Annotated in this window: 1 protein-coding gene; it reads left to right on the top strand. The window is 42.8% G+C overall.

Annotation, left to right across the window (positions count from 1 at the left end; translation table 11 throughout):
• Positions 1–2: 2 nt before the first annotated feature.
• On the top strand, positions 3–657 hold a 655-nt coding region (locus GMD4S_RS09970; protein ID WP_000690683.1), incomplete at its 3' end, for a GntR family transcriptional regulator.

Raw genomic sequence — 657 nt, 5'->3', positions numbered from 1 at the left:
ATATGAAAATCCACGATCAGATCAAGAAGGATATAGATGAGCATCATTGGAAAATCGGAGAGAGACTTCCAAGTGAGCGAGATTTAGCTGAACAGTTTCAAGTTAGCCGGATGACATTACGTCAGGCTATCTCTCTCTTGGTTGAGGAAGGAGTTTTGGAGCGTCGTGTAGGAAGTGGAACCTTTGTCTCTAGCACTCGTGTCCAAGAAAAAATGCGGGGTACAACCAGTTTTACGGAGATTGTCAAATCTCAGGGGAAAGTTCCTTCTAGTCAACTCATTTCTTACAGAAGAACCATTCCAAATGAGCAAGAGGTCGCTAATCTAGGGATTGCTCCGACAGAGAATATTATCCGCATGGAACGGGTGCGTTACGCTGACCAAGTTCCACTAGTCTATGAAGTCGCATCTATTCCTGAGAAATTTATTAAGGATTTCAAAAAAGAAGAAATCACCAGTCATTTCTTCCATACCTTGCAGCAACATGGCTATCGGATTGGCAAATCCCAACAGACCATTTATGCGAGATTGGCTAAGGAAAAAATTGCTCACTATCTAGAAGTTGAAAAAGGGCATGCCATTTTAGCCTTGACTCAGGTCTCTTATCTTGAAGATGGGACGGCTTTCGAGTATGTAAAGAGTCAATACGTGGGCGAAC

The organism is Streptococcus sp. GMD4S (assembly GCF_000296955.1).
Note: the sequence above shows the minus strand (reverse complement) of the source record. Positions and strands in the feature narration are given on the sequence as shown.